At 48.1% G+C, this 25,268-nt stretch carries 20 protein-coding genes and 1 other RNA gene; 12 read left to right on the top strand and 9 right to left on the bottom strand.

Annotated elements, in window-relative coordinates; all coding sequences use genetic code 11:
• Positions 1–37 precede the first annotated feature (37 nt).
• From fabZ to tilS, 7 genes are all read left to right on the top strand, one after another.
• Positions 38–490 carry a 3-hydroxyacyl-ACP dehydratase FabZ gene (gene fabZ / locus RCH83_RS02730; protein ID WP_306518788.1) on the top strand — a complete coding sequence of 151 codons (453 nt, stop codon included), beginning with the start codon at positions 38–40 and terminating at the stop codon, positions 488–490.
• Positions 491–492: 2 nt separating this feature from the next.
• Positions 493–1,263 carry an acyl-ACP--UDP-N-acetylglucosamine O-acyltransferase gene (lpxA, locus tag RCH83_RS02725; protein ID WP_306518786.1) on the top strand — a complete coding sequence of 257 codons (771 nt, stop codon included), beginning with the start codon at positions 493–495 and terminating at the stop codon, positions 1,261–1,263.
• A gap of 182 nt (positions 1,264–1,445) precedes the next feature.
• Complete coding sequence (gene lpxB, locus RCH83_RS02720; RefSeq protein ID WP_306518784.1) at positions 1,446–2,591, top strand: lipid-A-disaccharide synthase; 1,146 nt, start codon at positions 1,446–1,448, stop codon at positions 2,589–2,591.
• Entirely contained in the window at positions 2,584–3,222 is a 639-nt protein-coding gene (gene rnhB, locus RCH83_RS02715) for a ribonuclease HII (protein ID WP_306518782.1), read from the top strand. The genes lpxB and rnhB overlap by 8 nt, the downstream gene beginning before the upstream one ends.
• 50 nt (positions 3,223–3,272) lie before the next feature.
• Positions 3,273–6,740, top strand: a complete 3,468-nt coding sequence (gene dnaE, locus RCH83_RS02710; protein ID WP_306518781.1) for a DNA polymerase III subunit alpha — start codon at positions 3,273–3,275, stop codon at positions 6,738–6,740.
• 17 nt (positions 6,741–6,757) lie between these two features.
• Positions 6,758–7,714 (top strand): acetyl-CoA carboxylase carboxyl transferase subunit alpha, encoded by a 957-nt coding sequence (accA, locus tag RCH83_RS02705; RefSeq protein ID WP_306518779.1) that lies wholly within the window; start codon positions 6,758–6,760, stop codon positions 7,712–7,714.
• A gap of 60 nt (positions 7,715–7,774) precedes the next feature.
• Positions 7,775–9,163 carry a tRNA lysidine(34) synthetase TilS gene (gene tilS / locus RCH83_RS02700; protein ID WP_306518777.1) on the top strand — a complete coding sequence of 463 codons (1,389 nt, stop codon included), beginning with the start codon at positions 7,775–7,777 and terminating at the stop codon, positions 9,161–9,163.
• Here the strand turns inward: tilS and RCH83_RS02695 are convergent.
• Together RCH83_RS02695 and RCH83_RS02690 are read right to left on the bottom strand one after the other, a co-directional pair.
• Positions 9,153–10,097 carry a GGDEF domain-containing protein gene (locus RCH83_RS02695; protein ID WP_306518775.1) on the bottom strand — a complete coding sequence of 315 codons (945 nt, stop codon included), beginning with the start codon at positions 10,095–10,097 and terminating at the stop codon, positions 9,153–9,155. The genes tilS and RCH83_RS02695 overlap by 11 nt on opposite strands.
• Positions 10,098–10,230: 133 nt before the next feature.
• On the bottom strand, positions 10,231–11,403 hold the full coding sequence (locus RCH83_RS02690) for a patatin-like phospholipase family protein (RefSeq protein WP_306518773.1): 1,173 nt from the start codon (positions 11,401–11,403) through the stop codon (positions 10,231–10,233).
• A 221-nt stretch (positions 11,404–11,624) separates the two neighbouring features.
• Here RCH83_RS02690 and RCH83_RS02685 point away from each other — a divergent pair, with 221 nt between their 5' ends.
• From RCH83_RS02685 to ffs, 3 genes are all read left to right on the top strand, one after another.
• Positions 11,625–12,509, top strand: coding sequence for a DUF3014 domain-containing protein (locus RCH83_RS02685; RefSeq protein ID WP_306518771.1), 885 nt, complete (start codon positions 11,625–11,627; stop codon positions 12,507–12,509).
• A 9-nt stretch (positions 12,510–12,518) separates the two neighbouring features.
• Positions 12,519–13,106 carry a 1-acyl-sn-glycerol-3-phosphate acyltransferase gene (locus tag RCH83_RS02680; protein ID WP_306518769.1) on the top strand — a complete coding sequence of 196 codons (588 nt, stop codon included), beginning with the start codon at positions 12,519–12,521 and terminating at the stop codon, positions 13,104–13,106.
• A gap of 88 nt (positions 13,107–13,194) precedes the next feature.
• Positions 13,195–13,291: signal recognition particle sRNA small type (gene ffs / locus RCH83_RS02675), an RNA gene on the top strand.
• A gap of 71 nt (positions 13,292–13,362) precedes the next feature.
• On the opposite strand, the gene RCH83_RS02670 is transcribed toward ffs, so the two are convergent.
• A complete protein-coding gene (locus RCH83_RS02670) occupies positions 13,363–13,527 on the bottom strand; it encodes a DUF2496 domain-containing protein (RefSeq protein ID WP_306518767.1) in 165 nt (54 codons plus the stop codon).
• Between the two features lie 40 nt (positions 13,528–13,567).
• Positions 13,568–13,873: a late competence development ComFB family protein gene (locus tag RCH83_RS02665; RefSeq protein WP_306518766.1), complete on the bottom strand. Its 306-nt coding sequence runs from the start codon at positions 13,871–13,873 to the stop codon at positions 13,568–13,570.
• A 164-nt stretch (positions 13,874–14,037) separates the two neighbouring features.
• Between RCH83_RS02665 and RCH83_RS02660 the strand changes: the two genes are divergently transcribed.
• A complete protein-coding gene (locus RCH83_RS02660) occupies positions 14,038–15,141 on the top strand; it encodes a tryptophan 2,3-dioxygenase family protein (protein WP_306518764.1) in 1,104 nt (367 codons plus the stop codon).
• A gap of 113 nt (positions 15,142–15,254) precedes the next feature.
• On the opposite strand, the gene RCH83_RS02655 is transcribed toward RCH83_RS02660, so the two are convergent.
• From RCH83_RS02655 to dinG, 4 genes are read right to left on the bottom strand one after another with little or no spacing between them, the layout of a single operon-like run.
• Positions 15,255–16,178, bottom strand: a complete 924-nt coding sequence (locus tag RCH83_RS02655; RefSeq protein ID WP_306518763.1) for a histone deacetylase — start codon at positions 16,176–16,178, stop codon at positions 15,255–15,257.
• Complete coding sequence (priC, locus tag RCH83_RS02650) at positions 16,178–16,795, bottom strand: primosomal replication protein PriC (protein ID WP_306518761.1); 618 nt, start codon at positions 16,793–16,795, stop codon at positions 16,178–16,180. Before priC ends, RCH83_RS02655 begins: the two co-directional genes overlap by 1 nt.
• Positions 16,792–17,571: a TSUP family transporter gene (locus RCH83_RS02645; protein ID WP_306518759.1), complete on the bottom strand. Its 780-nt coding sequence runs from the start codon at positions 17,569–17,571 to the stop codon at positions 16,792–16,794. Before RCH83_RS02645 ends, priC begins: the two co-directional genes overlap by 4 nt.
• A 2-nt stretch (positions 17,572–17,573) precedes the next feature.
• Complete coding sequence (dinG, locus tag RCH83_RS02640) at positions 17,574–19,619, bottom strand: ATP-dependent DNA helicase DinG (protein ID WP_306518757.1); 2,046 nt, start codon at positions 19,617–19,619, stop codon at positions 17,574–17,576.
• Positions 19,620–20,121: 502 nt separating this feature from the next.
• Between dinG and RCH83_RS02635 the strand changes: the two genes are divergently transcribed.
• Positions 20,122–23,001, top strand: coding sequence for a TonB-dependent receptor domain-containing protein (locus RCH83_RS02635; RefSeq protein WP_306518755.1), 2,880 nt, complete (start codon positions 20,122–20,124; stop codon positions 22,999–23,001).
• A gap of 422 nt (positions 23,002–23,423) precedes the next feature.
• On the opposite strand, the gene RCH83_RS02630 is transcribed toward RCH83_RS02635, so the two are convergent.
• Positions 23,424–25,232 carry a tetratricopeptide repeat protein gene (locus RCH83_RS02630; protein WP_306518753.1) on the bottom strand — a complete coding sequence of 603 codons (1,809 nt, stop codon included), beginning with the start codon at positions 25,230–25,232 and terminating at the stop codon, positions 23,424–23,426.
• Between the last annotated feature and the right edge of the window lie 36 nt (positions 25,233–25,268).

Here is a 25,268-nt window from a genome sequence, read left to right as displayed (position 1 = left end):
TCGTGTTTTTCAGCTTTAAATAGTCAGAGGGTTCATTTTGACGAATTCATTAAATAGCTTAGAAGTTCAGGAAATTATGGCGTTGTTGCCACACCGTTACCCGTTTTTATTAATAGACAGGGTATTGGATTACACGCCAGGTGAAACCCTGACCGCCATTAAAAACGTCACTATTAATGAACCTATTTTTACCGGTCATTTCCCTGGTTTACCTATTTTCCCTGGGGTATTAATTCTGGAAGCTATGGCACAAGCCACTGGTATTCTGGGTTTTAAAACCGTTTCTGAACGTGCTGAAAACGAACTGTATTTGTTTGCTGGTATTGATGAAGCCCGCTTTAAAAAACCGGTAGTGCCAGGCGATCAGCTGGTGCTTGAAGTGAAGTTTTTAAAAGAACGTCGCAATATGTGGAAGTTTTATTGTGAAGCAAAAGTCGATGGCCAGGTGGTTTGCACGGCCGAACTGATGTGTGCCAGAAGAGAACTCTGATTATGATCCATTCATCCGCCGTTATTGAAGCTGGTGCCCGTATTGGCAACAACGTCCGCATTGGCCCTTTTTGTTATATTGGCGCCGGCGTGACCCTTGGCGACGATTGTGTGCTTGAGTCTCATGTGGTGATCAAAGGGCCATCCATCATTGGTCGTGGTAACCACTTTTTTCAGTTCACCAGTATTGGTGAAGCCTGCCAGGATAAAAAGTACAAAAACGAGCCGACAGAACTGCAGATTGGTGACAACAATATTTTCCGTGAAGGTTGCACAGTCCACCGTGGCACCATTCAGGACAAAGGCGTGACCATTATTGGCAGCAATAACCTCTTTATGAATTACACCCATGTGGCGCACGATTGTGTCATTGGCAGCAATGTAATTTTTGCCAATAACGCTTCAACTGCAGGCCATGTGCATGTGGGCGATTGGGTGATTATTGGTGGTATGAGTGGTGTACATCAATTCTGCCATATTGGTTCCCATAGCTTTATCGGCGGTGGTTCTATTGTGGTGAAAGACGTGCCGCCTTATGTAATGGCGCATGGTTCACACGCAGTGCCGCATGGTATTAACAGCGAAGGACTTAAACGTCGTGGTTTTAGCAGTGAAGCCATTACTGAAATTAAACGGGCTTATAAAGTGTTGTACCGTCAGGGTCTGATGGTGAATGACGCCGTAGCAGCTTTGGCCGATAAAGCGGAGCAAATACCTGAAATTAAAGTATTTACTGATTTTATTGTGCAGTCACCGCGTGGCATTATCCGTTAAACGTCTGCACTGACAGTCATCTTTGTATCAACACGGCGTCTTTTGACGCCGTTTTGTTCAGCTGTGTTAATGGATGGCAAAACCATTGAATCTTTTGCCCTTTGTCCACAAAGAAGGGTAATATCCTGTTCATTTTTTCAGACGTTTGCCATAAAGCCGTCGTCAATTCTGGTGTAATTTTGATGCAAACAACAAAGCCGGTCCGCATTGCGATGATCGCAGGTGAACATTCGGGTGACATTCTGGGCGCAGATCTTATCCGGGCGCTCAAACTGCAACTACCCAATGCCGAATTTTACGGTATTGGTGGTGAACGCATGCGCGCTGAAGGTTTTCAGGCGGTGTTTGATATGGAAGAGCTGGCGGTGATGGGCATAGTGGAAGTGCTTGGCCGGTTGCCGCGCTTATTACAAGTACGCCGCGATATTCTGGCGCATTTTAACAAGCATCAACCTGATGTTTTTATTGGCATTGATGCCCCCGATTTTAACCTGCCGGTGGAGTTAAAACTCAAAGCTGCCGGTATTAAAACAGTGCATTATGTCAGCCCTTCGGTCTGGGCCTGGCGGCAAAAACGTATTTTTAAGATTGCCGCTGCTACCAACATGGTGCTGGCGTTATTGCCTTTTGAAAAAGCTTTTTATGACCAGCATCAGGTGCCTTGTACCTTTGTCGGCCATACACTGGCCGACCAAATGCCGTTGTCGCCTGATAAAACTGCCGAAAAAGTGGCTTTGGGTTTTACTGCCGATAAACCCTTGCTGGCCATTATGCCTGGCAGCAGAAGCAATGAAATCAAATTGTTAGCCCCGGATTTTTTGCGTGCAGCGGCAAAGTTGCAACAACAAAACCCCAGCTTGCAGCTGGTCTGTAATATGGTGACCCAGGCCAAAGCCGACATTTTTAACGCTATTTTGGCAGAGCAAACACCGAAGCTTAAAATCAGCTTGTTGATTGGCAAAGCACGGCAAACCTTAACAGCAGCAGATGCGGTGTTTATCGCCTCAGGCACTGCGACTTTGGAGGCGATGCTTGCTAAAACGCCGATGGTGGTGGCTTATAAAACCAACTGGCTGACCTATCAAATTGCCAGTCGACTGGTGAAAGTGGATTATTTCAGCCTGCCCAATTTATTGGCCAAAAAAGCTCTGGTGCCGGAATTTTTGCAGCATCAAGTGACAGAAGCTGCACTTATTGACGCTATGACACCGCTGCTCAGCCAACAAGCGGACGCCACCCGCGCTGAATTTAGTGTTATTCATCAACAAATTAGTTGTAATGCCAGCGCCAAAGCGGCCGCTGCCGTGCTGGAGCTGTTAGATGTCTGAACTGAATGTAACTAAATCGCCGTCTGAGTACCAAAGACCAGATGTGGCACTGTTGGCCGGTGTTGATGAAGTAGGGCGTGGTCCGCTGGTGGGTGCTGTGGTGACAGCAGCTGTGATCCTTGATCCAAACAAACCTATTTTGGGTTTAACTGATTCGAAAAAACTCAGTGAAAAAAAGCGGCTGTTATTAGCGGCTGAAATCCGCGAAAAAGCCTTAAGCTGGAGCCTGGGCCGGGCTGAAGTTGAAGAAATTGACGACATTAATATTTTGCATGCCACTATGCTGGCTATGCAAAGGGCGGTGGATGGTCTGCATATTCAGCCTCAATGGGTGCTGATTGACGGTAACAGAGTACCGGACGGCTTAAAACATAAAGGCAGTGCCGTGGTGAAAGGCGACAGTTTAGTGCCGGAGATCAGTGCGGCTTCTATTCTGGCCAAAGTGGCGCGTGATGCCGAAATGACAGAATTGCATCAGTTATATCCTGAATATAATTTTGCCGGCCATAAAGGTTACCCAACGGCCGAACATCTGGCTGCTATTGCCAAACACGGTATTCTGGCGGAACATCGGCGCAGTTATAAGCCGGTGCGCGACGCTATAGAGCGCCAGCCGGACGCTGAAGCATAAATGGATGCTCGACCGCTTGTGCAATAACAACTTTTTAAAAAGGTAGTTTGATGGAACCGGGATTTGTTCATCTGCGCGTTCACAGCGATTTTTCGATGCTGGACGGCTTAAGTAAAATCAAACCTATAGTAGGCGCTGCCAAAAAGCAGTTGATGCCCGCTTTGGCTTTGACCGATCAGATGAACATGTGTGGTCTGGTGCGTTTTTACAGCACTGCCCATGACGCCGGCATTAAACCCATTATTGGCGCCGATTTATTTGTGCAACACCCGCTGTTCCCCGGTGAAGCTTGCCGTTTGCTGGTGCTTGCCGCAGACAACGAAGGTTATCAGAACCTGACGATGTTGCTTTCTAAAGCTTATTTGCGCGGCCATGTGGCTGATAAACCTCAGATTGACCACGACTGGCTGGTGGAACACAGCGCCGGTTTAATTTTATTGTCGGGTGGTAAAGATGGCCCGCTTGGTAAAGCTTTGATCAAAGGCAATAAAAGCAGCACAGAGCAGTTGGTCGCCTTTTATCAGCAGCATTTTCCAGAGCGCTTTTTTTTAGAGCTTATCCGCACCGGCCGGGTTGATGAAGAGATTTATATTCAGCAGGCAGTGACCCTGGCTGAAGAAACCGGCCTGCCGGTGGTGGCCACTAACGAAGTGGTGTTTTTAACACCGGACGATTTTTCCGCTCATGAAATCCGCGTGGCTATTCACGATGGTTATACGCTGGAAGATAAACGCCGGCCAAAAAACTACAGTGAACAGCAGTACTTACGTTCTGCCGAAGAAATGCAGACGCTGTTTGCCGATATTCCCGAAGCCCTTGCCAACTCCGTTGAAATTGCCAAACGTTGTAATGTTACCATTCGTTTAGGCGAATATTTCCTGCCGGCATTTCCGACGGGCGGCATGACAGACGGAGATTTTCTGGTATTAAAATCCCGCGAAGGTTTGGAAGACCGCTTACAAATTCTGTTTCCGGACGAAAAAGTGCGGGCGGAAAAACGTGTTGAATATGACGAGCGTTTGCAAATTGAGCTCGACGTGATTAACCAGATGGGATTCCCTGGTTACTTCCTGGTGGTGATGGAGTTTATTCAGTGGTCGAAAGATAACGATATTCCGGTGGGGCCAGGCCGGGGCTCGGGCGCTGGTTCTCTGGTGGCTTATGCGTTGAAAATCACCGACCTGGATCCGCTTGAATTTGACTTACTCTTTGAGCGCTTTTTAAACCCGGAGCGGGTATCGATGCCCGACTTTGACGTCGACTTCTGTATGGACAGGCGCGACGAAGTGATAGAACACGTCTCCGACATGTACGGCCGCGAAGCGGTGTCGCAAATTATTACCTTTGGCACCATGGCTGCCAAAGCTGTTATTCGTGACGTGGGTCGGGTGCTGGGGCATCCTTATGGTTTTGTTGACCGTATCTCCAAACTTATTCCACCCACCCCAGGTATGACACTGGAGCAGGCTTTTATTGAAGAGCCACGTTTGCCCGAGCTTTATGCTGCCGACAGTGAAGTGAAAGATCTGATTGATATGGCGCGCCGGCTCGAAGGTGTCACCCGTAACGCCGGTAAACACGCCGGTGGTGTGGTGATAGCGCCAACTAAAATTACCGACTTTGCGCCTGTTTATTGTGACAGCGAAGGCAATAACCCTGTCACCCAGTTTGATAAAAACGACGTTGAATACGCAGGTCTCGTCAAATTCGACTTTTTAGGCCTTCGAACCCTCACTATTTTGCAGTGGGCGGTGAATATGGTGAACGAACGTCACCAAAAAGAAGGCAAGCCGCCTGTTGATATCACCCAAATTCCGCTGGTGGATAAACGCAGTTACGACATGTTGATGAAAGCGGAAACCACGGCAGTGTTCCAGCTTGAATCCCGTGGTATGAAAGACCTGATCCGCCGCCTGCAGCCCGACTGTTTTGAAGACATGATAGCTCTGGTGGCGCTGTTCCGGCCTGGCCCGCTGCAATCGGGCATGGTAGATAACTTTATCGACCGTAAACGCGGCCGTGAAGCCATTTCTTATCCGGATGCCACCTGGCAACACGAATCACTCAAACCCATTCTGGAACCCACTTACGGCATTATTCTGTATCAAGAGCAGGTGATGCAAATTGCTCAGGTGTTGTCTGGCTATTCACTGGGCGGCGCTGACTTATTACGCCGTGCTATGGGTAAGAAAAAACCCGAAGAAATGGCCAAACAGCGCGATACCTTCCAGAACGGCGCGGCAGCCAATGGGGTTGACCCCGAACTTGCGATGAAAATCTTCGATTTGGTAGAAAAGTTCGCAGGTTATGGTTTTAACAAATCGCACTCTGCCGCTTATGCCTTGGTGTCTTACCAAACCTTATGGATGAAAGCCCATTTCCCTGCCGAGTTTATGGCGGCGGTGATGTCGGCCGATATGGACAACACCGATAAAATCGTCACTTTGGTGGATGAGTGTGAGCATATGAAGCTCAAGCTTATTCCGCCTGATGTCAACGAAGGTTTATATAAGTTCACCGTCAATGAACAAGGCCATATTGTCTATGGCATTGGCGCGATAAAAGGCGTGGGTGAAGGCCCGATAGAAGCCATTATTGAAGCCCGCACCCAAAAAGGTGCTTTTGTTGATTTATTCGATTTTTGCGCCAAGGTTGACTTAAAAAAACTCAATCGCCGTGTTATTGAAAAGCTGATTTTATCAGGTGCCATGGACAAACTGGGGCCACACCGTGCTTCTACCATGGCAAGTCTGGAAGAAGCGATGAAAGCAGCGGAGCAGCACGCCAAAGCCGAAGCTGTTGGGCAAAGTGACTTATTTGGTTTATTGTCGCCTGAACCACAAATGTCTGCCAAAGCTTTTAAGCAGGTGCCGATTTGGCCGGATGAAGTCTGGCTGGAAGGGGAGCGTGAAACGCTCGGTTTGTATTTAACAGGTCACCCTATTAACCGTTATCTGGCAGAATTGCCACATTACGCCAGTTGCCGTTTAGTGGAAATGCAACCGGGCCGGCGCGACCAAACAGTGCATGCTTGTGGTTTAGTGGTGTCGGTGCGGGTTTTGATTAATAAAAAAGGCCGGCGCTGGGCTTTAGTGCAGCTTGACGATAAATCAGCGCGCTTAGATGTACGTTTTTTCCCCGAACAGTTCGAGAACTTCGAGCATCTGCTGCAAAAAGACAAGGTTTTGGTGGTTTCAGGACAGGTCAGCTTTGATGATTTCAGCGGTGGCCTTACAATGACCGGCCGCGAGGTGGTTGAGATCACCCAGGCCCGGGAAAAATGCCTGAAGTCGCTGTTTATTACCGTGGATGCGGCGCAGACAGGGCCGGATTATTTACCCAGATTACAAAAAGTGCTGGCAGAATTTAAAGCCGGCACAGTACCAGTGCAGTTGCGTTATCAGCGCCAGGAAGGGGCGGTAACTATGGCACTGGGCACAGAATGGTGGGTGACCCCCACAGACGCTTTGTTGCATCAGTTAAAACAATTAGCAACAATACAACTTGAATTTAATTAAGTAGGTAGTGACAGTCGATGATGCTGAATTATTTAGAGTTTGAGCAACCGATTGCGGAACTTGAAGCAAAAATAGAAGAACTGCGCAAAGTCAGCCGTAACGGAGATTTTGATCTCGGTTTAGAAGAAGAAGTGAACAAGCTCAAAGAAAAGAGTCTGACACTGACCAAAAAGATTTTTGCCGAATTAGGCGCCTGGCAGGTCGCTCAGTTAGCCCGCCACCCAATGCGTCCTTATACGCTGGATTATATTAAGCATATTTTTACTGATTTTGACGAACTGGCCGGTGACCGTGCTTTTGCCAATGACGCCGCTATTGTCTGTGGCACTGCCCGTTTAGGTGAACGTACCGTGATGGTGATTGGTCACCAGAAAGGCCGTGACACTCACGAAAAAATCAAACGTAACTTTGGTATGCCACGTCCTGAAGGTTACCGTAAAGCACTCAGAATGTTTGAAATGGCTGAGCGTTTTAATATGCCAATTATTACTTTTATCGACACACCGGGTGCTTACCCTGGCATAGGTGCTGAAGAACGGGGTCAGAGTGAAGCTATTGCCCGCAACTTAAAAGTAATGGCAGGTTTAAAAGTGCCGGTGCTTTGTACAGTCATTGGTGAAGGTGGTTCTGGTGGTGCTTTGGCCATTGGTGTAGGCGATCAGGTCAACATGCTGCAATACAGCACTTATTCGGTGATTTCACCTGAAGGTTGTGCTTCTATTTTGTGGAAAAGCGCCGAAAAAGCACCTTTGGCAGCCGATGCTATGGGCATTACAGCACCACGCTTAAAAGAGCTGGGTTTAATTGACGAAGTGATTGCCGAGCCATTAGGCGGTGCCCACCGGGCCCACGAACAAATGGCAGCCAGTTTAAAACAGGCATTGCTGCGTGATTTAGCCAAACTCGACAAATTGTCAGTGCCTGAACTGCTGGACAGACGTTATAAACGTTTGATGTCCTTCGGTTATTGCTGATAAATTTTGCTAAATAAAAGCCGCGTAAAGCGGCTTTTTTACCTTAGAGTACTCCTGACTGTGCCACTTCCGCCTGTTGCCACTTCAATGCTGAATGCTGTGACTACACAGTTGTCGTCTGTTGGCTGCAATAAAGTGGTGCTGGCACTCAGTGGTGGCCTCGATTCTATGGTGTTATTGCATCTGCTTAAGCAGTGGCAACAGCAACAGCAAGAAAGACACTTGAGCGCTATTTATGTGCATCATGGCTTAAGCCCTAATGCAGACGCCTGGGGCGAATTTTGTGCCGCTCAATGTGCTTTGTTACAAGTGCCTTTTGTGATGGAAAAGGTGCAGCTTGCAGGTAGCAACAATCTCGAAGCCAAAGCACGTGAAGCGCGCTATCAGGTGCTTGCTACAGCCATCAGCAGCAGCGATACCGCACTTTGTACGGCGCATCATGCCGATGATCAGTTAGAAACCTTGTTGCTGGCGCTGAAACGCGGCAGTGGTGCTGCTGGCCTGGCCGGTATAGCAGCGGCTAAAGCTTTTGCCAAAGGCTGGTTAGTGCGGCCACTGCTGGATGTTAACCGCAGTGAACTGGAAGCTGTTGCCAAAGCCAGCGCAATAGCTTTTATTATCGATGAAAGTAATGCCAACGCTGCCTTTGACCGCAACTTTTTACGGCTGGAAGTGCTGCCTACTCTGGCGCAGCGTTTTCCTGCGATTGCCAAAACCAGCAGCCGCTCTATGCAGCAGCTGGGCGCTTTGCAGCAAGCCAATGATTATCTGTTAGCGCCTTTGCTTAGCGCTATGCAAAGTGCGCAGCAACTTGATTTAGCCAAACTGCAACAACATCCATTACCGGTGCAGCAGTTATTGGTACGGGCTTTTTTGCAGCAGTTTGCGCTGAATCCGTCGACAATGCAGCTTGGCGAATTATTTGAAAATCTGATAGCAGCCAAAGCGGATGCACAACCTCAGCTTTGTCTTGGCGATTATCAGTTACGGCGTTTTGCCAACACCTTGTATCTGCTGACACCAGCAGAGCTGCAAGCGGAAGCAGAGCTGCAACACAAGCTGCAGCAAACAACAGCGCAGCAACTGAAAGCTGATACAGAGTTCACTTTACCGGATGGCAGGGTGTTGCTCTGGCAAACACAAGCTTTTGCACATCAGCCCGGTTTTTGTCAGTGGCCTTTAGCTTTGCCTGTGACTGCAAAGTTAACCCTTGATTTTGCTGCTTTAGTCGGTTTTTCCCATAAATTTAAGCCGGCTGGCTCTGCGGTAAGTAAACCGCTTAAACAATGGTTGCAGCTGTGGAAGGTGCCGCCCTGGCAACGTGGCTCCGTGCCGTTAATCATTGCCGGGCAGCAAATAATGGTGGTGGCAGGTTATGCCGGTTGTTGTGCACAAGACCAGGCCCAAAGTTGGTTATGCCTGCGCTCAGCAAGCGCCATCAGGCTTTGATCTGCTCTGCCATCGGGTTGGCTACATGTTGTAACGGCGCCTGGCGCACTGCGTTTTTGCCACTTTGTTTGGCCTGATATAACGCCTGATCTGTTCGTGTAAACAACGACTTACTATCTTCGTTCAAATGAAGTTGGGCTAAACCGGCGCTGGCTGACACGCCAAACTTTTCACAAATATGGTGTTGGGAAATGGCTTTCACCAGCCGGTGTGCCACCAGCTCAGCACTGTAAGCGTCTTCGGCTGTTAACAACACGGCAAATTCATCACCGCCAAAACGGAACAGATTGTCGCTGATACGCAAAGTGCTTCGCATGGCATCGGCAACAGCCAATAACACTTCATCACCGGCATGGTGGCCGTGATTGTCATTCACCGGTTTAAAATTATCTAAATCCAGTAAAATCAAAGCGCAGGGTTGTTGTTTACGCTCGGCCAACAATACGGTTTTGCTAAAGGAATCGTCAAAAAAACGACGGTTACCCAGACCAGTTAAAGTGTCTTTTAAAGCCAGTTGTTGCAGCCTGGTCACCACTAAAGCGTTTCGAAGTGGAAATAACCACTGGGTTTCCAGCTCCAGTAAACGTCTTTGTATTAATGGGCTAAAAGCGCTGTCGCTTTGATACACCAGCTCGGCCAGACATTGTTCGTTTAAAACCAGCATGCTGCGGTATTCATGGCTGGCGGTAAAAGACCCCGGTGCCAGAAAAACGCCTACGGCTGTATGCATTTCTAAAGCTGCAATAGGCAGAATTTTGCCGGCGGCCATCGAAAAAATCTGTAGTTGTTGTGCCAGATCCAGGCTGGTTTGCAGTTGCTCAACCAAACCAGGGCCTACAGTGCTGGTCAACTGGGACCAGACGGGCTTGGAGGTAATGCCGGCATAACTTGGGACATGGTCTAACGACATGTCGCTGAAGCTGAACAAATCCATCAGCTTGCTCCTGTGATCAGAATGATATCTGAACAAAGCAGGTTTTGTGCCACTCTGTAATGGCTATCAAATACAGGTAGTTAGCACTTTCGCTTGGGAAAGGCTTCACAACAGACGGCTTTTTGACGGCAATTTACTGCCCGTTTTGTTTGTCGTTTTTGTTATCTGCAGGCGTTGCTGTTAATAACGCCATGATTTGGTCAATTTGCCTGATGCCATCTTCATAACCCAGCTCAATCAGCCGGCGGGTAAAAGACTTTTCAAACAGCAAATAACTGGCAAGGCTGGAGTCAGAGTGCTGTTTAATGCCGATGGTCCGCAATAAAGACCGCACTGCCATCGGCAAAGCCAGAAAATGTTCGCTGGCCAATTGGTTGAAGTTAGTAGACGGATTAATTAATAAACTCTGGATAGGTTTGAGTTCACTTTTTATCTGGTGTTCGTTTAGGGTATTGATGGTTTTATTCACCCTTTCCATACGCTCCAGATCGGCTGTCAGGGTGTCAGAAAAAATACTGTCCAACAGATGACCGGCAATAGTGGACAGGTTCGGGTGGTGTGGCAATTGTTGCATGCCGTCATATTTACGGGGTTGTTCCAGGCCGATGATCAGAATTTTATCGGCGCCGAGGTGAATAGGGGCGCTCAGCGGCGACAACTGATTCACTGAACCATCACCGTAATAATGTTGGTTAATCCGCACTGACGGCATCACCAGCGGAATGGCGGCAGAAGCCATCAGATGATGAATGCCCAGCAAGGTGCGCTGACCACAACGGCGTGAACGTTGCCATTCATCGGCATTTCTGGACTGGAAAAACGTAATGGAATCACCGCTGTTATAACAGCTGGCTGTGACTGACACACTGTCGAGATAACCACCCATAATGTTGCGGTCAAGCCGTTTTAAATCCAGCAGCTCGTTTAACAAAATTTTCAGCGGTTTGTTATCGAGTAAAGACACGGGTTTATGATTGGCATAATCTGCCTGAAAAGCACTTAAAAAGCCGCGAGCCAAATGGTAAGTGGCGCGCAGATAATCGGAATAATACACATGACTGGTATGAAAGTTTTTCCACACCCATTCCAGTTTTCGCACCCCCAAATGAAAACAACTGGCGTAACACGCAACGGCGGTGCCATTAATGGCGCCAGCCGAGGTGCCACAAATGATCTGGAAGGGTACTTTACTGTTACGCGGGAATTGTTGGGCTATGGCTTTGAGCACACCAACCTGATAGGCCGCTCTGGCGCCACCACCGGTCAGTAATAACGCAACTTTTTTGTTTGTGGTTGATTCAGTCATACAGCTGTACAAAATGGCCTGACGGCGGCAGAGTTATCTGTTAACTATTACTGACTTTGCCGGACAAAGCAACGGCAGTCGTTAAGCCTGAGTTTGTTGTTTTGTCTGCTTTTTTACCACAACCAGCCACTTCGCCAAAGTCCGCCGTGGTAAGGGCAGGCTGCTTCGGGTAAAGTAACACTGATGGCCGCGAATTTTCATTGTATTTCAAAGGGGATCTTATGAGCGAGCAACAAAGCGAAAGCAAAACAACCACACAAAACTGGCTGGCACCTGTGGTGGTGCTGGCCATTATTGCAGGTGCTGCCTGGTATTTTTTAAAACCAATGCCAGAACTGACACCTGCGCCTGTGGTACAGGCACCGGCTGAAGTGGTTAAAACCCCTGAAGTTGCCAAAGAGCCGGACGATGTGCTGACTGCTACTGCAGAACCTGCCGATGAAATCAGTGCTCAGGCGGCTGATGCCGGTGTGGACGGGCAAACTCTGCCGGCAGAGCAGGAAGTGGCAGCACTGCCACAATTACCAACGCTTGATGAATCTGACGCTCTGGTACAACAGGAATTATTAAAGCTGAACTGGAAACCGGGTTTGGCGGCACTTTTTGTCAACGAAGAAATGATCCGTCGTTTTGTGGTGCAAATTGACAATATTGCCCAGGGCCAGCTGGTGCCCCAACAAGGCATTTTTAAAGGCCTGAAACAGGATTTTAAAGTAGTAAAAAATGGCGCTCAGTATCAGCTGGATAGCACCAACTACGCCCGTTACAACCTGTATCTGGATTTACTGGAAAGTGCACCTAAAGCGCAGGTTGCCGCTTTGTTTAATCAACTGTACCCGCTGATGCAGGCGGCGTATCAGGAATTAGGTTATCCGGATCAGCAGTTCCGCGACAGAGTACAACAAGCCATTAAAGTGTTGCTGGCGGCGCCTGAAGTGGCGGATGGCCCAATGTTAGTGCTTGATTCAGTGCAATATTCTTTTGCTGATGCCGAGCTTGAACAGCTTGGTCTGGCACCGAAACAAATGATCCGGCTTGGTCAGAAAAATCAACAACGTTTAAAACTGTTGCTGGCGGCTTATCAGCCGTTATTGGCAAAAGGTTAAGGTCATTTGATGCAACATTGGCCGGAATTACCGCTGACAGCACCACGTCACCATAGTGCCAAAGCACAACAATTTGGTCGTTGGTTATTAACAAAACTAGGCTGGAGTATTCAGGGGCAGCTGCCGGCAGTGCCCAAATTTGTCGTGGCTGTTGCGCCTCATACTTCCAACTGGGATTTTGTGATTGCGATGGCGGCCAGTCTGGCATTGGGTGTGAAAATATCTTTTTTAGGCAAACACAGTATTTTTGTCTGGCCGCTGCGTAATTGGTTATTGCGGTGGGGTGGTATTCCGGTGCGCCGTGACAGCGCCCATGGTGTGGTCGGGCAAATAGTGGCGGAGTTTCAACAGCAACCGCAGCTGATTTTAGGAGTTGCTCCTGAAGGCACAAGGCGCAAAGTCAGCCAATACCGCTCCGGTTTCTGGCAGATAGCCAAACAGGCGCAGGTGCCTATTCAGTTGCTTGGTCTTAACTTTGCAACACAACAACTGGTGTTTGGGCCTGTGCTGCTACCGGGTGAAAGTTTTGAGCAAGACTGCGCCCAGATGCGGTTGTTTTTTCAGCAAATGCAGGCAAAAAATCCGGAATTTGCATAATGCCTTGCACAGGCGGCAAGTTTTAAGCATAATGCGCCCGCATTGTCAGCCAGCCGTATAGCGCTGCCTGACGACACTATGGTGGCCTTATTGGTCCTCCCGCAATACTAGTACGTGAACCCGGTCAGGTCCGGAAGGAAGCAGCCGCAGCGTATGACGTATGTGCCGGGATGTGGCTGGTAAGGCTACCACCCAAATCTCTCGAATCCTCTGAAACCCCTGTAAAACATGGCTTGAATCGTCGGCCCGGCAGTCATTATTTTTCTGTTTTATTCTCTTTGTTGCCCAGCATGAGCTGACGGCGGAAATCTTTTTCGACTATGGCAAGTGCAGCAAGTACTGTCGCAGGCGGCAGCTGTTGTTGTTCCAATAACATAATCAAATCAACGGCCAGTTGCACTTCGGTGGGAGCCTGCGCCAACGGCACAGGCTTGCTGTTTTTTTCAGATTTTTGGGATTCTTCAGGCTTCAATGTCAGTCGCTTGCGGTGCTTCCGGCATTTTTTTATTATCCGGACTGTCTAAAAAACTGCGGGCTTTGGCCACAGCGTCTTTCACGCGGGTCACCATCTCAAAACGTTCTGTTTGTGGCAGGTAAAACGCCATATCAACTTCATAACGAATATATTTACAAGGCAGCTGGTTCAACACAATACAACATAAATCGGCCAGATATTCATTGTCATGCTCTTCATCCAGCCCCAGTTCAATCAGGTGGTCCAGCATCAGTTTTTCATAATAGTTGTGGATATCATCATGTAGTTTCATTCACTGCTCCCGGGTCAAAGCATTTGACCTGACTGGTTTTTTTGTTCGGCTAAGCATAAACACTAATAAGGCAAAATGCCACAGCCCGGTCTTGCTGACAATTGATGAAAACCGCTGCTACAATGCGCAGTCGAAATTAAGGCCTTGGGCCGGAACCTATTGTTATGCAAAAAAATACCACGCCCTGTTATTACGGTGATTATCTGCAGCTGGATAAAATTCTGACGGCGCAGGCCACTGAAAGTGCCAAATATGGTGCTGAAGCCCACGATGAAACTTTGTTTATTATTGTGCATCAGGTGTACGAGCTCTGGTTTAAACAAGTGCTACATGAATTAAAAGCAGTGCTTGGCGTTTTTGCCGCTGATGTGGTGAAAGATGAACAACTGACTGGTGTGGTGCATAAACTGAAAAGGATCATCACTATTCAGCAGCTGATGAATCAGCAGATTGGTGTGATGGAAACCATGACACCACAGGATTTTATGTCGTTTCGTGATTATCTGGTGCCGGCTTCAGGTTTTCAGAGTGTGCAGTTTAAAATGCTGGAGATTGGCCTGGGTTTAAAAAGTGGTTATCGCATCGACTTTGATAAAAATTCTTTTTACAGCCGCCTCAATGAAAAAGACCGTTTGTTTCTGGAAAGTTTAGAGCAACAACCCAGTTTATTTGAACAAGTGGAAAAGTGGCTGGAGCGTATGCCATTTCTGGAGTTTGGTGATTTCAGCTTCTGGCAGATGTATCAGCAAACCACAGCGCAGATGCTGAATGAAGATGAGCTGACAGTACGTTCTATTATTCAGATTGCCGAACATGAAAGACAAATGCAGCTGGATGAAATTGACAAAACCCGCGCCAAATTTACCGCTTTGCTGGATAACGACAAATATCAGCAATTACAACAGGATGGCACTTTCAGACTGAGTCAGCGCGCTATGCTGGCGGCACTTTTTATCAGTTTGTATCAGGAAGAGCCGGTGTTTAATCTGCCATTCCAGGTGCTGACTTGTCTGACCGAAATTGACGAAAACTTCACCATCTGGCGTTACAAACACGCCATGATGGTGCAGCGCATGCTCGGCACCAAAATTGGCACCGGCGGATCTTCAGGTCACGATTATCTAAAACGCACCACAGAAAAAAACCGTATTTTCACTGACTTATTTAATATGGCGACTTTTTTAGTGCCCAAAGCCAGCCTGCCGCTATTGCCATCCCAGGTAAAACGTCAGCTTGGTTTTTATTTTGCAGGTGCTGAACGCGGTTAAAGTTGTTTTAGCTTGCTGCAATAAAAAGCCAGTCCTCTGTTGTAATTTGAGGTGACTGGCTTTTTTGTCTGTGCAGTCAACAGCAGCATTACCCGAGCCAGAGTTTAGGGGCTTCAGGGAATTTGATGGGGTAAATTTCTGCTATTAAAAGCGGCTTTAAAAAGTTGCAGGTGTACAGCCGTCAGTGCAGTTAAATCGCGTTGATAACCACCGCCAATCACCGCAGCCAGTGCAATGTTGCGGTCGCGGCAGCTGTTGATCACATAACTATCGCGCGCCAGTACCCCTGCGGTGCTGATATGCAGCAGCCCTAAATCGTCATTCTGATGAATATCAACTCCGGCGTCGTACAACACTAAATCAGGTTGATGTAAATCCAGCAGATAATCCAGGCTTTGCTGCACAGCTTCAAGATAAGCGCCATCGTCTGTGGCATTGGCCAGCGCCAGATCCCAGTCGGATTGTTGTTTGCGCGCCGGAAAATTTTTATCCCCATGCAAAGACGCTGTGATGATCTGCGGGTCATTTTGGAAAATCAGCGCTGTGCCATCGCCCTGATGCACGTCACAATCAAAAATCAGAATTTTATCCACGCCTTGTTGCTGAAGCGTCCGGGCTGCAATGGCTAAATCGTTAAATAAACAAAAACCACTGCCTTCATTGGCAAAAGCATGGTGATAACCACCACTTAAATGCAACGCCAGGCCTTGAGTCAGCGCAAGCTGTGCCGTTTTAATGGTACCGCCCACTGAAATCAGGCTGCGCTGATACAGCTGTTGTGACCAGGGAAAACCAATACGGCGCATGGCTTTGGCATCAATGCTGCCGGTTTTGAGGCTTTGTAGATAACCAGGTTGATGCACTAACAAAAGCTCTGCTGCTGTTGCTGCTTCGGACTCTACAAAACAATGCTCCGGCACACCTGCAGCTAATAACGCCTGATATAAAGCCTGGTACTTGCCTATGGGGTAACGATGTTTATCCGGTAGTTGCAGTTCACTGTAACAGGGATGATAAAGCAGGGCAGGCCAGTGCATCAGCGTTCTCTTTTTTGTTCCAGCCACTGAATTTCGGCTTCAAGCTGACTAATGGCTTTGCGGCAACGGCCAAGGCGGGCATGTAACGCCAGTTGTAGTTCAGGCTGTTGTTGCTGTTGCGCCGCTTCGTGGATCATTTGCTGTAAACGGCGTTCAAATTCATGGGTTTCGCTTAGCTTCTGATACAAAGCTTGATGTGAACCACCGAGTTCAGCCAATAACTGACCAGCTCTGTGCCGCTCTGGTGCAGTGGCTTCGGTTTTGGCCACTTTGGCTTTACGCCATTTGCCGTTTTCGCGTTGCCGTACTTCCAGGCAACTAAAAGCCCGGCTTAATGCTTCCAGTTGCGCCGCCAGTTTGATGGCAAGGCGCTGCTGATTTTGTTGTTGGAACAACTGATATTCAGAGTGGCCACGCAGCGGCGTTTGTAAACGTTTCAGCAACTGCATGGCTTCCTGCACATAATCAAGCAATTGCGGTGAATGACACTGAAAGAGTTCAGAGTCAAACCAGTCGCGGCGTTGCCAGGAAGGCGCTGCTTCGTCAATACGGCTGGCCTGACTTGCCAGTTTTAAGAGTTGCTGCTCCAGCGCCGCCAGTTGTTGTTGATTGTTCATTGGCTAAACCAGGTTTGCCAGATAAGACGCAAAGCAATCGCCATCACCATCAGCATAAACAAAGGTTTAATCAGCTTGCTGCCAAAACGGATGGCGGTATGAGCACCAAAATAAGAGCCAACCATCAGGCAAAGCCCCATCGCAATACCCAACTGGTAATGAATATGGCCAAGTACGGCAAAAGTCACCAGCGCAAAACCGTTGGAGACAAAATTCATCGAACGGGCGACACCACTGGTTAGCAATAAATTAATTTTATAAAGCGCCATAGTCGACACCATCCAGAACGAGCCTGTGCCAGGCCCGGCAATGCCATCGTAAAAACCAAGGCCAAGCCCTTGTAATCTCTGGCTCCAGCGGTTTTTGGAGGTGTCAGAAGGCAGTTGCAGCTGGTCGTCAGCCTGCACCTTGGCAAATAAACTATAAATTGCGGCTATTAAAATCAGCACCGGCAGCACCTTTTCCAGCGTGCTTTTGCTGATTTGGTCCACCACCAACACACCAATACAAGCGCCCACTGCAGTTGCGATAAGCGCATGGCGCCAATAATAAGGGTCAAACAACCTTTTACGGTAATAAGTGACTGAAGCTGTTAATGAACCAAAGGTAGCGGCCAGTTTGTTGGTGCCAAGCACCAGATGAGGTGGTAAACCGGCGGTTAATAAGGCTGGGACAGTTAATAAACCACCACCACCGGCAATAGCATCAATAAAACCGGCAATAAAAGCCACACTGCACAACAGCAGCATGACTGTTGGATCAAGCGCAAATTCCATGGTTATCCGTCAATTTGTTGGCGAAAAGGAGGCAGGGCTTTCAGCATGGCGCTGCCGTACGATTTGGTGACAAGACGCCGGTCGAGGATCACAATGCGGCCCTGATCCTGCTCCTGGCGCAGCAGTCTACCACAGGACTGCACCAGTTTCTTCGCCGCCGCCGGCACCGTTAATTGTAAAAACGGATTGCCGCCTCTTTTGCTGACGGCTTCTGCCATTGCTTCTTCAAATGGGCTGGTCGGCACCGCAAAAGGCAGTTTGGTGATAATCAGGTTGGTAAGAAGTTTACCAGGTAAATCAAGGCCTTCAGAGAAACTTTGCGTGCCAAATAAAATACTGCCAGCACCACCTTCAATTTTCATTTTATGTAAATCCAGCAGCGACTGCCGGCTGGCTTCACCTTGCACCAATAAGGTCCACTGTTGTTTACGTAGTGCTGCCGCCACTTGTTCCATCTGCCAATAAGAAGCAAAAAGCACCAGATTACCCTGAGTGGTGTCGAGGTATTTGGGCAACACTTCAATCAGTTCATCAGTAAACAAATCTGAGGTGGGTTCGGTGCGTAATTTCGGAATATGAATCACCCCCCGTTCGGCATAAGCAAAAGGCGAATTCACCTGCAATGTCTGCACCCCCGGATGATCCATTAAGCCAAGCTCCCTTTTGGCATAATCAAAAGAATTCAGCGAAGTGAGTGTTGCTGAACAGAGCAATACGGCGTGGGCTTTACTGAATAACAAATCATCCAGCTGAAAACTGACCGACAAAGGGCAGGCATGGCCGCGGATTTGTTGTTCAAAACGGCTTATCCAGCGCGCCTGATTGACATGCTTTGTTTGCGGCACCGACCACAATTGCCATAGTTGATTTTGCGCTGAGTATTTTTGCTCCAACGCCTGTAGTTCATGCTGCAGAGGTAATAACTGTTTACTTTTTAGTTTGCCGTCGCTTTGTGCATCCAACAAATGTTGAAACAGTTTTTCGATACAAGACAGCAATTTGCCGCTTTGTTCTGCCAGTTGTTCTGCCTGGCGCTGAAATAAATCGGGTAAAACGGCGTCGATAAAACGATGATGAGGTTCTTTGCCAAACCAGTCATTGGCGGACTTTTTCAGCTGCTGTTGTAGTGGTTTTAAGCTGCCAATAAAATCCTGGGATAAATCGACTAACTTTAGCGTTTCTTTAATGGCGCTGTGTTGTGGCAACTGGCTTTGCAGTTGCTGATACAATTTTTCCGTCTGTTCCTGCCACAATGCTGTATCTGCATTCAGCGGTGCATTGCCGGAAAAAAAATCACGGCCGCTGTCAGCCAGGTGGTGCGCTTCATCAATCACATAAATGCAATCTTCCGGTTTTGGCAAAATACTGCCACCAGAAGCTAAATCAGCCAGCAATAAAGCATGGTTCACCACCAGCACCTGACTGTTTTCTATTTCTGCGCGCGCCAGATGAAAAGGGCAGTGACGATGTGCTTTGTGTTGTTTGTGGCAATGGTAGCTGTCAGCCTGAATGCTGTGCCAGAGGCTGTCCGCTACCGCAAATGGCAAACTGTCTCTGTCGCCAAGCCAGCGCCTTTCTTGCCAGGCGGCAGCAAGTTTGGCTAAATCGGCAGGGCTGGCTTTATCCAGCCACTGCGGTAACAACTCAGGCTGCTGAATTTGCTGATTTAACCTTTCGATACAGGCATAACGCTGGCGGCCTTTGATCAAAGTAAATTCAAATGGCAGTTCTGAATAACGCTGAAAAAAAGGTAAATCTTTGTTCACCAGCTGCTCTTGCAACGCCACTGTTGCAGTGGCAATGACCAGCGTTTTTTTCTTTTCCAGCGCCAAAGGTAGGGCCGCCATCAGATAAGCCAGCGATTTTCCGGTGCCGGTACCAGCTTCAATTAAGCCAATTTTGTCATAACTGTGGTAACTGCCCGCCACTATATTGGCCATTTCTGCCACCAACTTGTTCTGCGAAGGCCGCGGCTGATAACCGGGTAAAGCGGCTTTGATCTTCTGATGAATAGCTTTGATTTGATTTTTGCTGGCGCTGCTGAGCATAAATACTCTGTATAAATTTACAGTTGCCGCATTGTACAAAGCGATGCCGGCACAGGCAAACGGGATTTTCTGATGACTTGGCACAGGTCTGATGAGTGTCAGCTAACAGAACAGGAATTTATGTACGCTTTTTTATACGGACCAGCAATTTTTTGTTGGTGCCTGATTTTATGTTATTGTTTTTAATTGTTTTTGTTTATATTTATTCCGGATGTTTGAACATCAGGAAAACAGTTTTTGCATTGGCAGTGGCAGACAGAGTGGCCCGTTGTTTACATTGCTGCTGAAAAAACGAGCTGCTTGGTGCGGGGTTGTCGGAAAAAGTTCAATCCATCAACATTTTTTTTGTACGAATTTATGTAAAAGCGATTGACCCTCGCAAAAAAATCACCTTATTATCGGGCAGTCCACCTCCGGGATCAAACCGGAGTCGTCAGCAGCAGGCTGCGAAAGTGACTTACTACACAACAAAATCACGATTAAGTGATCCAGGGAGATAAGAATGTTTAATAACCATAAAACTGCAAAAGCTGTGCGCATTGCCCTCGCATTTGGCGCTGCATCTACCGCGATGTTCTCTGCTTCTAACGCCTTTGCTGCGGAAGAAGAAGATGCTGCGAAAAAAGTTGAACGTATTGAAATTACAGGCTCACGGATCAAACGTGTTGATGTTGAGACTGCAAGCCCGGTACAAATTACCTCTTCAGAAGAAATTAAACTGTCAGGCTTCACCCGCATTGAAGATCTGATGAACAGCTTGCCACAAATCGAAGCTTCTGAAACTTCTTTCCAGGCCAACGGCGCATCTGGTAACGCGACACTCGACTTACGTGGTATGGGTTCACAACGTACTCTGGTACTGGTGAACGGTCGTCGTCTGCAGGCCGGTGGTGTATATAACGCTGGTGCGCCAGACGTTAACCAAATCCCATCTGCGCTGGTTGAGCGTGTTGAAGTATTAACTGGTGGTGGTTCAGCAACTTACGGTGCTGACGCTGTTGCCGGTGTCGTTAACTTCGTGATGAAAAAAGATTTCGAAGGTATTGAGCTGACGTCTGGTGTGTCTGGTTACCAGCACAACAACGACAACAAATACATTCAGGACCTGATGGATAAACGTAAATTCAGCTATCCAAAAGGCGACAGCGGTTTTGACGGCAAAACCAACAACATCGACCTGACAGTTGGTGGTGATATTGGTACTAAAGGTCATATCACTGCTTATGCTACATGGCGTAATGTTGACGAAATGCGTCAAGGTACACGCGATTATTCTTCTTGTGCATTAAACGATCCAGGCACAGCTTGTGGTGGTTCAGGTACAGCTCCTAACCCTAACTTCTATATTGGCCGTGCTGAATCAGATGGTGGCGATGGTATCGATTACACCAAATTCTGGACTTTAAACAGCGGTAGCCAGTTTATTCCTAGCGTTGATAATGCATACAACTATGCACCAGTTAACCACTTTATGCGTCCGGATGAGCGTTATACATTTGGTGCTTTCGCTAACTACGAAATCAACGAATATGCGCGTCCATATGTAGAAACAAGCTTCATGAACGACCGTACTAACGCTCAGATCGCTGAGTCAGGTACTTTCTTCGGTGAAGAATACACAATGGATATCAATAACCCACTGTTCTCTGATGCCCAACGTGCTCAGTTCCGCAGTCTGTACGGTGCTGATACACAACAAGTCAACATGCTGATCGGTAAACGTAACACTGAAGGTGGTGCTCGTGCATCAGACCTCGAGTTCACGTCTTTCCGTATCGTGACTGGTATCGAAGGTATCATCAACGACAGCTGGAGCTATGACGCTTCTTTCCTGCACGGTGTAACTTCTTCTAGCGCTGCATACTTAAACGACTTCTTCGGTCCACGTATCGGCCCGGCGATTGGTGCTGTAGCTATCGACGGTGTACCTAACACTGTTACCAGCGACCTGCCATACAATGTGTTCCAGTTTGGTGGTGTAACTGCTGAAGCTGCTGATGCGTTAAAAGGCACTGCAATTTTACGTGGTGTTACTTCACAAACAGTATTAAACGGCTTCGTAAGTGGTGACCTGGGCTTCAACCTGCCTTCTCATTCTTTACCAGTAGCTGCTGTATTAGGTTTAGAACACCGTCAAGAGCGTTTCGGCCGTACAGCGGACGAAGTATTCTCTCAAGGTTCTCTGTTAGGTCAAGGTGGCCCAACCAAGAGCCTGAACGGTGGTTACACTGTTAAAGAAGTGTTCGGTGAATTAAGCATTCCTCTGGTTGAAGATGCTGCTATTGCCAAAGACATCACTGTAGGTCTGGGTGGTCGTTATTCAGATTATTCAACTTCAGGTAGCGAGCCTACTTACAAAGTTGAACTGGACTGGACCCCAATCGAAGATTGGAAAATCCGCGCCAGCTACAACCGTGCTGTACGTGCACCAAACGTAGGTGAACTGTTCGCAGAACAAAACATCGGTCTGTGGGGCGGTATCGACCCATGTGCTGGTGCAGCTCCTGCATTAAGCGCTGCTCAGTGTGCTAACACTGGTGTAACTGCTGCTCAATACGGTGCTATCGCAGCAAGCCCAGCCGGTCAATACAACCAGTTAGCTGGTGGTAACCCAGAGCTGACTCCAGAAATCGCTGACACTTATTCAGTAGGTTTGGTTGCTAACCCGTTTGAAGGTTTCAACTTCTCTGTTGACTACTGGAACATCGAGTTAGAAGACGTTATCGGTAACATTGCAGCTTCTTTAACACTGCAAAAATGTGCTGAAACTGGTGCTGCTGTATTCTGTGACAACGTAAAACGTGGTAACGGTGGTTCGCTGTGGATTGGTGAGTCTGGTTTTGTTCAGGCAACTAACATCAACTTAGCAAACCGTCACTGGCGTGGTGTTGACTTAAGCATGAACTACGAAACTGAAGTATTTGGCGGTAAATTAACCACCAAATTAATCGGTAGCCGTAGCATGAAGAAATACTACACGCCGTTACCTGGTGATGCTGGAGCAAACTACGAGTGTTCAGGCAACGTAAGCACTGACTGTTTTGCTCAGCCAAAATGGCGTCACACTGCATCAGTAAGCTACACCACTGGTGACTGGTGGACAGCTACTGCTAAATGGCGTTACTTCGGTGCTGTTGATTACACCAGCAAAGTGAAAGTAGATAAGTTAGTTGCTGACGGTATCTCTTCACAAAGCTACCTGGACTTAGTAGGCTCGTTTGACTTAACTGACAACGTAGCTGTACTGGCCGGTGTAAACAACGTACTGGACAAAGAACCTCCAATGGTTGGTCTGACGCTGTCTAGCAACGCTAACGCCGTTGCTGGTTTCTACGACACCTTAGGTCGTTACTTACACGCCAGCGTAACTGTGAAGTTCTAATTTACGCTGACAATAAGGGCCTGTTTGACACGGGCCCGACAAAAAACCAAACGCTTGCGTTTGGTTTTTTTTTTGCTTGTTATTTGCCGAAGCTTTGTACCTTGGCTGATCTGACAAGTCGCCAGACAGAACAAACAATAGACCAGCGCCACCAGCTGCAACCGGGTTGTGTTTAGCAAAGCTGCAATAATGGCCGTTGCTCAAGGTACTTTTATGTTTGTTGTTACAAAGCGCTGAGTCAGCAGAGGTAGCGATAGCGGCGATTTAAATGCGACGACAGGATAAATTAAAATTTGGCTTCAAAGTTCTTTCAGCCGGAGTTGCCGGATAAACCGGACTGCACATCCTGTGCTGTTGTTTGACCCAACACGACATAAAAAGCGGCCACAGGGCGGGGCAGTGATTACAGTCCGCCCTGTTGTTTAGCCTGGTGAAATATCACAAGGTGCTGTCATTCTGCTGCCATCGCCACTAAAAGGATAAGTACCGTGCCAGGTGTAACTTGGAAATAACACCACAAGTCCGGGTTCCGGGCAGATAGCTCTGGCAACCTGCTCTCTGGCACCCAGGCCCAGGCAGGTTTCACCCAGTTTTAACCAGCCCTGACGTTGTTCATCTTTTGCCGTGATAGCCGGGGGAACTTCAAGATAGGTACAGGCTGATAACCAACCTTGCGGATGTACATGATTGCTGTGATACCCAGCTTGTTGCAGTCGCACCGACCAGCTGCCAACAATTTGAAATTGTTGTTGATTACGCCGCAACAGTGGGTGAGTGTTATCTTTGGGCAGTGTCATCAGGTACTGCCTGATCTGTTGCTCCAGCAGCAGGCGGAAATCCTGAATGGCGCGTGCCGGTTCCGCCAATAAGCGGCCTATGGTTTGAGTCCCGCCGCGCACACTCTGATCCAAAGGTTGTTGCCTGCTGGTATGCAGTGCCCGTACAGCAGTATTCAGTTCAGATAAAAAATGCTCGCGGTTATCATAACCCTGGGGAGCTGGTAATAAAAAAGACTGTACCAAACGCTGGTAATCATTAAGCCAATGATGCCTTGGGTCCTCCAGCAGACGCCAGCACGTGCCCTGATAAGCCCAGATCTCCTGATTATCCGCTTCTGTCTGCTGGGCTTTGGCAAGTTCTGTTAAGGCTTGCTGATAGTCACCTTGTTGCATCAGATAATTGGCCAGATCAATACGGAACCTGCTGTGGTCAGGCCGTTGTGCCAGGGCCTGACGGGTTAATTGTTGTGCCTGATCCAATAAACCTTTTTTGCTGTACTGTGCACCCAAGGCGTGTAGCAGCTCAGGATGAGGCCCCAGGCGCTGAAGACCTTCGCGTAACACTTGTTCTGCAGCTTCCTGTTGTTGCGAGTTAATCAGCCGGCTGGCGTAGTGGTAAACCAAAGGGGCGGAATCGGGCTGTTGTTGCAGACTTTTCTGGAAAGATTGTAAAAACTGTGCAGTTTTTTGATGCTCCCAATAAAAGTTATTTAATGATAAATGGGCATCAATATAGTCGGGTTTTAACGCCAGTGCGGCCAGCCATTCGGACTCTGCCAGGCAGTAATCGCCACAATCTGCCGCTGCACAAGCGCGGTTAAAATGATATTCAGGACTATGCTGACCTTGTGTCACTATGTTGGCAAAACAGGCTAACGCTTCTGCCGGCTTATCAAGCTGGCGCAATAACGCCCCTTTGTTATGCCAGCAATAAAAATTATCCGGTGCTATCGCCAGAGCTTCGTCATAAACAGCAAGTGCTTGTTGCAGCTGAGCTGAAGCTTTCAGAATGTCGGCTTTAATACTGAGGAAGCGCACCGATGCTGGCTGTAATTTTAATGCTGTGGAAATGCGCTCCAGCGCCAGCACAATGTTGTGTTGACGCAATGCCAAAGCGGCAGCGTTGGCCCAGCAATCGGCAAAATCGGCTGCAAGTGTTAACGCCTGCTGATACGCCTGTTCCGCTTCGTCCAGATGTTGCATCAGCAGCAATAAGTTGGCGTAGTTACTCCAGACCACCGCTTGTTTAGGTTGTGCTTGAAGGCTGCGCTTAAAGAACATCAGCGCCGCTGCATGATTTTGTTGTTGTCTGGCCACCAGGGCCAGCAAATGCAGTGCATCCGGCTGTTCCGGCTGGTTTTGCAACACCAGCTGGGCTGTTTGAAAAGCTTGTGCCAGCTGGCCGTTTTGCAAAGCGGCAAAGGCTTGTTGCAACTGGATCTGATACGACATAACACCACTCATCGTAAAACGTCGAGAAAGAGCTCA

This window comes from Rheinheimera sp., from assembly GCF_030824435.1.
In the GTDB taxonomy this organism is placed as follows: Bacteria; Pseudomonadota; Gammaproteobacteria; order Enterobacterales; family Alteromonadaceae; genus Pararheinheimera.
The sequence above is the reverse complement of the archived record's forward strand: the minus strand, read 5'-3'. Positions and strand labels throughout refer to the sequence as shown.